Here is a 7,680-nt window from a genome sequence, read left to right as displayed (position 1 = left end):
TTTCTGGCCCCGAAAAGGAAATGGTGCGCCCGACAGGATTCGAACCTGTGGCCCCAAGATTAGGAATCTTGTGCTCTATCCTGCTGAGCTACGGGCGCATCCGATGCCGCGTTTAAGCAGTTGCGACGCGGCTGGCAATCCGGCTCGGATCAGTTGATTTCCTCCGGCGGAGTCACCGGGAACAACAGCGGAGCGATTGGTATACCCTCTTCATGCAACTCCTGCGCCTGTTCAGGCGTGGTCTGGCCATGGATCACCTTCGCGTCCCGTTCGCCGTAATGCATTGCACGCGACTCTTCCGCGAACTTGTCGCCCACCCACTCCGAAGTTTTCAGCGCTTCGGCTTGGATAACCGCCATTTTCTTGAACGCCTCGATCATTTCAGGCGGCATATCGCCACCCGCAACGGTTTCTTTGCCCGTCTGTTGCTGCGACGCGGGTGCAGCGGCCTTCTGGCTGCCTTTGCGGGGAACCGCAGGAGCCATCGGCGCCTTGATCACTTCGCTTGCACCGCATTGCGGGCACGACAGCAGACCTCGTTCCTTCTGAGAGGTGAAATCTTCGGAAGATGCAAACCATCCCTCAAAACGATGGTCCGCAGGACATTGCAGGTCAAAAACGATCATGGGCTCAATCTACCAACACACTCTACGGATTCAGTTGGGGATTTTTCGCCGGTTGGCAAGGGAAGGTAGCTGTTTACGGACATCTTCTGTCCGCTCCCTTGAGATGTCCGCGAAGCCCAGGCCAGGACCATGTCCACCCATATCGAGCAGGACATCACCCCAAGGGTCGATCACCAGACTGTGGCCGAACGTTTCGCGGCCATCTTCATGCCGCCCCACCTGTGCTGTGGCGATAACCCATGCGCTCTCTTCAATCGCGCGCGCGCGCAACAAGAGATGCCAGTGCGCCATACCAGTCGGCACTGTGAATGCGGCCGGTACGGCAATGGCATCGCACATGCGGTCGCCCAAGGCTTCGAACAGCGCCGGGAAACGCAGATCATAACACACTGTGAGCCCAAGACGGCCCAACGGAGTCTCAGCCGTCACCACGTCTTCGCCCGGTGCATAGGCGGCGGATTCACGCCAGCTTTCGCCATTGGCGAGTTGGACATCAAACATGTGAATCTTGTCGTACCGGGCAGCGACAGAGCCATCCGGGGCGATCAACAAGGAACGATTGGCCCAACGCCCATCCTCCCGGGCAACAGCCAGTGATCCGAGCGCAATCCACAACCGTTCGCTTCTGGCCATGTCGCTCGCCATCGCCAGTACGGGATTTTCCGCCTCCGGCACGATATGGGCCGCCGCCCGTTCGCGATTGCGATCAAGCAGCCCGCACATTTCCGGCGTGAACAGCATGTCCGCCCCGCCCAATCTCGCCTCTCGTGCTGCATCGGCAATGGCGGCGGCATTGACGAGAGGATCAATCCCCGTCGTCATCTGGAACAAGGCGATCCGAGTGTTCACGTGTCGATCAACGGCCCAGCAGCATATCCAGCTTACCCGTCCGGTCGAGATCCATCAGGTCGTCGCACCCGCCGACATGCATATCGTCGATGAAAATTTGCGGAACTGTCCGCGCTTCGGGAAAACGTTCCAGCATCTCGGCCTTCTTGGGGCCGCCCATCGTGACATCGTATTCCTCGTAGGCAACGCCCTTCGCCTCGAACAACTGCTTGGCGCGATAGCAATAGCCGCAACCGAACTTGGTATAGATCTCGATGCGCGGGATACTCATCAAAAGTCCTTTCCGTACAGGAAACTGGCCGTTTTCCTCAGGTCTTGAAATCATATCCGGCTAACATATCTATCACCATGTGTCATGCGCCGGATGGGTATGACGCACTGATCGGGGAGCCGGGTTTCCGGGCCCTGCAACTTCAAATTGCTCAAAAGAGGATTTGTGCGATGAACCGTTTCGACTTTACCCCCTATCGCCGCAGCACTGTCGGTTTCGACAGGTTGTTCGACTTGCTCGAAAACCAGGTGCGCCAGAACAGCGGCGACAACTACCCCCCTTTCAATATCGAACGCCGGGGTGACGATGCCTATCGCATCACTCTCGCCGTTGCGGGATTCAAGCCTGAAGATCTCGACATCACTGCCCAGCAGAACCTTCTGGTCGTCAAAGGTCAGAAGCAGGAAGAAACCAACAAGGGTGACTTCCTCCATGTCGGCATTGCCAATCGCGGTTTCGAACGCCGTTTCGAACTGGCCGATTTCGTGCGCGTGGCGACAGCAGACCTTGCAGACGGGTTACTTGCGATCGATCTCGTGCGGGAAATTCCCGAGGCGATGAAGCCCAAGAAAATCCTTGTCGGTGGACCGCAACCGCTGGAAGTCGTCAAGAATGAGGACGGTCAGGCCGACGCCGCCTGAACTGGCTTTTCCTTCGATCAAACAAAAAGGGCGGCCCCGTCAGGCCGCCCTTTCCATATCCAAAATAACCGACAAAGCCTTCAGAACAGGCGTGACTGATGCACCGCTGCTGCCACAAAACCTGCGAAAAGCGGGTGTGGATCGAATGGTTTGCTCTTCAATTCGGGATGAAACTGCACACCGACGAACCACGGGTGATCGGGCCGTTCGACGATCTCGGGCAATAGCCCGTCCGGCGACATCCCGGAAAAGACCAGTCCGCCCTTCTCCAACGGTTCACGATACGCCACATTGACTTCGTAGCGATGACGATGGCGTTCGGAGATATCCGTCGAGCCATAGATTGCCGCCACATGGCTGTTGCCCGCCAACTTGGCATCGTAAGCACCGAGCCTCATGGTTCCGCCCAGATCGCTGTCAGCGCCACGTTGCTGCAACCCTTCGTCGCTCATCCATTCGGTTATGATCCCGACGACCGGCTCTTTCGTTTCACCAAATTCCGTCGAGGACGCCCCGGCAATTCCCGCCGTATGGCGCGCGCCTTCGACGCAGGCCATCTGCATGCCCAGGCATATGCCAAAGAACGGTACCTTGCGTTCACGCGCGAAGCGGACGGCTGCGATCTTGCCTTCGGAACCGCGCTCGCCAAAACCGCCGGGGACAAGAATACCATGCATCGGTTCGAGCTGCGCCGCGATCTCGGAATCGTCCTGCTCGAAAATCTCGGCATCGATCCAGCGGATGTTCACTTTCACCCGATTGGCCATGCCGCCATGGACCAACGCCTCGTTCAAGGATTTGTATGCGTCCTGAAGGCCGACATACTTCCCGACGACACCAATCGTCACTTCCCCTTCAGGGTTCTGGTAGCGATCGGCAATATCGTCCCAGCGGGCGAGATCGGGTTGCGGGCTGGTAATTCCGAAATGCCGCAAGACCTCGGCATCGAGCCCTTCGGCATGATATTGCAGGGGCACTGCATAGATGCTGGACGCATCGAGCGCCGGAATGACCGCTTCGGTGCGGACGTTGCAGAACAAGGCGATCTTCGCGCGCTCTCCATCGGGCAGTGGCTTTTCGCAACGGCAAAGCAGGATATCCGGCTGGATACCAAGCCCTGTCAACTCGCGCACGGAATGCTGGGTCGGCTTGGTCTTCAACTCACCGGCTGCGGCAATGTACGGCACCAATGTCACATGGACGAAGCAGGAATTTTCGCGGCCCAGTTCATTGCGCAACTGTCGCAGAGCCTCGATAAACGGCAACCCTTCGATATCCCCGACGGTGCCGCCGATCTCGCACAGAACGAAGTCGAGATCGTCCGTTTCATCCTGAGCGAAATATTTGATGGCGTCCGTCACATGCGGAATGACCTGCACGGTTGCGCCCAGGTAATCGCCCCGCCGTTCCTTGGCGATGATATCGCGATAGATGCGGCCTGACGTGATGTTATCCGACTGACGCGCCGAAACGCCTGTGAAGCGTTCATAATGGCCGAGATCGAGATCCGTTTCCGCACCGTCATCGGTCACGTAAACTTCGCCATGCTGATAGGGGCTCATCGTGCCCGGATCGACGTTCAGATAGGGGTCGAATTTCCTGATCCGGACGCGGAAACCGCGAGCCTGGAGCAAAGCCGCGAGGCTCGCCGCCATGAGACCTTTTCCGAGCGAGGAAACCACGCCGCCGGTGATAAAAATGTACCGCGCCATGGGAGCCGAGCCTTAGTCGCAAGCCGTGATTCGTGGCAAGCACGAAACGGCGAATTCCACAGGCCAGAAGCGAGTCTGGCCTGAATCACCAATAATAATGCGAAATGCCGCCGGTGGCGGCAGGCGCAACGCTTACTGCGCCGCGCCGGAAAGCGGATCGTTTGCCGGTGCCGGTGCGTCCGCCGGTGTCTCTGCCGCAGGAGCGCCTCCGCCCAACGGATCACTTCCCGCCGCTGGTCCGGTGGAACGATCCAGAGTCGTGTCGATTTCACGACCTGAACTGGCACCGACAGCCAAAGCCGCCAGAAGAATGCTGAGCCCCACGAACAAGGTTGCAAGAACCGCCGTCGAACGAGTCAGAAAATCGGCTGCCCCCCGTGCGCTCATCAATCCCGAAGGACTGCCGCCAACACCCAGCCCGCCCCCTTCGGAGCGCTGCATGAGAATCACGCCCACCAAGGCGGCGGCAACGATCGCCTGAACGACCGTGATGAACAGAAAAAGGGACATCGGCAAAACCCCGGAAAACTCGGTATGCGCAATATGCGCGGTGTTGGGCAGCGCATCTAGGCGCGCTCGACCCCGGTGGCAAGAGGCTCGGGACTACCCGCGCCCGGCATGGGTCAGTCGGCGTTCTCTCCGGACGCCGCCAGAATGATGCCATAGAAACTCTCGGCCGTGAGGCTCGCCCCGCCGACCAACGCCCCATCCACTTCCGGCACGTTCAGAATTTCAGCCGCATTGTCAGGCTTTACCGAGCCGCCATACAGGATGCGAACTTCCGCGCCTTCCTCGCCATAAGTGGCGACAAGGCGCTCCCGGATTGCACGATGCATCGCCTCGATATCTTCGAGAGACGGCACTCGCCCGGTGCCGATCGCCCATACAGGTTCGTAAGCTATGGACAGTTTTTCCACCGCCCCCTGATTCATCGGCAACGACGCTTCAAGCTGCGCACAGACGACTTCTTCCGCACGGCCAGCATCTCGTTCCGCTTCGCTTTCCCCGACGCAAAGGATCACACCCAGGCCGACTTTTCGCGCGGATTCAGCCTTGCTCCGGACCAGTTCGTTCGTTTCGCCATGGTCGTTGCGTCGTTCGCTGTGACCAACAATGACGAAACCCGCTCCGGCATCTGCAAGCATCGCGGCAGAAACATCACCCGTGTGAGCGCCGCCATCGGCAGGATGGCAATCCTGTGCACCGACACCGATCTGCTCCGCCTCCTTGCGAGTCGCATGGATCAGCGTGAACGGCGGGGCCAGTGCGACCTCAACCTTGGGGTGGCGTTGACCAGCCCGGTCAATCGCGCGTGCTTCTGCCAGCATCGCACGAGTTCCGTGCATCTTCCAGTTGCCAACGATGTAAGGGCGTAGCGACATTCAATCACCAGATATTGCGACAACCGACCGCGACCTTCCGGCGCGTCCGGGACGGGCCCGCTAGCCCTCATCGCCCCGCTTGTCAAAACGCTTGTCCACACGCAAGCCATTTGCCGGGAGTGTATATCGCCCCTGAATTGTCCCAACGGTTGCGGGTATCGTGCGCCGGGGATAAAGCGCTGCGCAACCAACCCGGCGCTTGCCGTCAAATCCCGGGGTAGCAAACCCCAAATATAGCGAAACGGCCCCTCCGAATGATCCAGTTGATCCGCAAATTACTTGATTCGAAGATCGGCGTTGCAGCCGCGCTCGTCTTTCTGGGCCTGATCGCCCTGGCCTTTGCCGGCATCGACGTTTCCAACAGCGGCATGTTCGGCGGCGTTGCCGGTGGCGACCGGGCGGCGACAGTGGGCAAAGTCAAGATAACGACTTCGGAACTCAGTCGCGCGGCAAGCCGCTCGGTCGAGCAGGTAAGGCAGAACCAGCCGACCATGACCATGCAGATTTTTCTGGAACAGAACGGGCTGGACCAGGTTCTCGACGATTTGATCGATCGCTATGCCATTGCCGAATATGGCAAACAGCTGGGATTGCGCGCGGGGGACCGTCTGATCGACAGCGAAATCGCGAATGTTCCGGCGTTCCGGGGTGCGGACGGGAATTTCGACAACGATCTGTACCGCCAGGTACTCGCGCAACAGGGCCTTAACGACAAACTCGTGCGCAGCGACATCGGACAAGGATTGCTGGCTCAACAGGTTCTCACCCCGGTAGCGTTTGGCGCAGTCATGCCTGGCGACCTGGTAGAGCGTTACACTGCGCTGCTGAAAGAAACCCGCAAAGGCACGATCGCCGTTATACCGAGCGAAACCTATGCTCCGTCGGCCAATCCGACCGATGCGCAACTCAAGACATATTACGACGCCCACAAGAGCGATTACATTCGTCCGGAACGCCGCGTTATTCGCTACGCCGTGTTCGGCGCCGACGCTCTTGGTGATTTGCGCGCACCCACGGAGGCAGAAATCGCCGCCCGTTTCAAACGGGACGCCGCGCAATACGCCGCAAGCGAAAAGCGGAGCCTGACACAGTTGATCGTACCCACAGAGGCCACAGCCAAGGCCATTCTCGCGGAAACGGCCAAGGGCACCTCTCTCGCCGCTGCCGCCAAAGGCAAAGGCCTGGCCACCACGTCAGTGGGCCCGATCGCCAGGCAGGCATTGTCGACGCAGTTTTCCAAAGACGTGGCCGACGCCGCGTTCGGCGGCGCCAAGGGTGCCATATCCGGCCCCGTTCGCAGCAGCCTGGGGTGGCACCTGATCCGGGTCGATGCCGTGGATGGCACTCCCGCCAAGACGCTCGATCAGGTGCGTGGCCAGATCGCCTCCGACTTGGCCGCGGAACAACGCCGAACTGCCGTGATGGACCTCGCTTCGCGTTTGCAGGACGAATTCGACGGTGGCAGCAGCCTCGCCGATGCCGCCACGGAAGTGAAAGCCAAGGTGAACGAAACCAGGCCGCTGACCGCTGACGGTGCGATCTATGGCACGCGTGGAGAAAAGGCGCCCGAAGTGCTGACGAAGGCAATATCCACTGCATTTGCGATGGAAGAGGCCGAACCGCAACTGGCTGAAATCGACCCCGGCAAGACCTTTATCATTTTCGATGTGAAGGACATCACGCCCTCGGCCGCGGCACCGTTGGATGAGATCAAGGACACTCTCAACGCTGCCTGGAAACGCGATCAGGGTCTGGCCAAAGCCAAGGAAGCGGCAGACCGCGTTCTGGCGGCCATGCGCAAGGGCACGTCTGCTGCCAAGGCGATGGCTGCGGAAAAGAAATCGTTCCCGACGCCTGACCGGATCAGCTTGAACCGGGAGCAACTGACACAGATGGGCGAGCGCGTCCCAGCCCCCCTCGCCCTGCTGTTCAGCATGGCGGAGGGCACCGTGAAAAGGCTCGAAGCACCCCGGCAGATGGGCTGGTTCATCGTTCAGCTGGACAATATCGAGCCCGGCAAGGTGACGAAGGACGATCCGATGCTTGCCAATGTGAGCCGCGAACTCGGCTCAGTGACCGAGCGCGAGTATGAGCAGCAGTTCCGCAGCGCCGCCCGCGCCGAGATCGGCGTGACGCGCAACGATGCCGCCATCAGGGCAGTGCGCACGCAGCTTGGCGGCGGGAACTGAGGCTGAGGCT

At 59.7% G+C, this 7,680-nt stretch carries 8 protein-coding genes and 1 tRNA gene; 2 read left to right on the top strand and 7 right to left on the bottom strand.

Going from position 1 to position 7,680, the window contains the following annotated elements; genetic code table 11:
* Window positions 1–21: 21 nt before the first annotated feature.
* The 4 genes from MB02_RS13770 to grxC all read right to left on the bottom strand — a co-directional run bounded on the left by MB02_RS13770 (window position 22) and on the right by grxC (window position 1,746).
* Window positions 22–98 (bottom strand) — tRNA-Arg (locus tag MB02_RS13770).
* A 51-nt stretch (window positions 99–149) separates the two neighbouring features.
* Window positions 150–626, bottom strand: a complete 477-nt coding sequence (locus MB02_RS13765) for a DUF1178 family protein (protein ID WP_067538696.1) — start codon at window positions 624–626, stop codon at window positions 150–152.
* A 30-nt stretch (window positions 627–656) separates the two neighbouring features.
* A complete protein-coding gene (locus tag MB02_RS13760; protein WP_268872975.1) occupies window positions 657–1,475 on the bottom strand; it encodes a carbon-nitrogen hydrolase family protein in 819 nt (272 codons plus the stop codon).
* A gap of 7 nt (window positions 1,476–1,482) precedes the next feature.
* Window positions 1,483–1,746 (bottom strand): glutaredoxin 3, encoded by a 264-nt coding sequence (grxC, locus tag MB02_RS13755; RefSeq protein ID WP_082826199.1) that lies wholly within the window; start codon window positions 1,744–1,746, stop codon window positions 1,483–1,485.
* A 170-nt stretch (window positions 1,747–1,916) separates the two neighbouring features.
* Here grxC and MB02_RS13750 point away from each other — a divergent pair, with 170 nt between their 5' ends.
* Entirely contained in the window at window positions 1,917–2,387 is a 471-nt protein-coding gene (locus tag MB02_RS13750; RefSeq protein ID WP_067538784.1) for an Hsp20 family protein, read from the top strand.
* A gap of 80 nt (window positions 2,388–2,467) precedes the next feature.
* Here MB02_RS13750 and MB02_RS13745 read toward each other — a convergent pair whose 3' ends face one another.
* From MB02_RS13745 to tpiA, 3 genes are all read right to left on the bottom strand, one after another.
* Window positions 2,468–4,099 carry a CTP synthase gene (locus MB02_RS13745; protein WP_067538693.1) on the bottom strand — a complete coding sequence of 544 codons (1,632 nt, stop codon included), beginning with the start codon at window positions 4,097–4,099 and terminating at the stop codon, window positions 2,468–2,470.
* A gap of 132 nt (window positions 4,100–4,231) precedes the next feature.
* Window positions 4,232–4,609: a preprotein translocase subunit SecG gene (secG, locus tag MB02_RS13740; RefSeq protein ID WP_067538690.1), complete on the bottom strand. Its 378-nt coding sequence runs from the start codon at window positions 4,607–4,609 to the stop codon at window positions 4,232–4,234.
* Between the two features lie 113 nt (window positions 4,610–4,722).
* Window positions 4,723–5,481, bottom strand: coding sequence for a triose-phosphate isomerase (gene tpiA, locus MB02_RS13735; protein ID WP_067538687.1), 759 nt, complete (start codon window positions 5,479–5,481; stop codon window positions 4,723–4,725).
* A gap of 254 nt (window positions 5,482–5,735) precedes the next feature.
* Here tpiA and MB02_RS13730 point away from each other — a divergent pair, with 254 nt between their 5' ends.
* A complete protein-coding gene (locus tag MB02_RS13730; protein WP_067538684.1) occupies window positions 5,736–7,670 on the top strand; it encodes a peptidylprolyl isomerase in 1,935 nt (644 codons plus the stop codon).
* Window positions 7,671–7,680 lie beyond the last annotated feature (10 nt).

It is taken from the genome of Croceicoccus estronivorus (genome assembly GCF_001625325.1).
In the GTDB taxonomy this organism is placed as follows: Bacteria; Pseudomonadota; Alphaproteobacteria; order Sphingomonadales; family Sphingomonadaceae; genus Caenibius; species Caenibius estronivorus.
The sequence above is the reverse complement of the archived record's forward strand: the minus strand, read 5'-3'. Positions and strand labels throughout refer to the sequence as shown.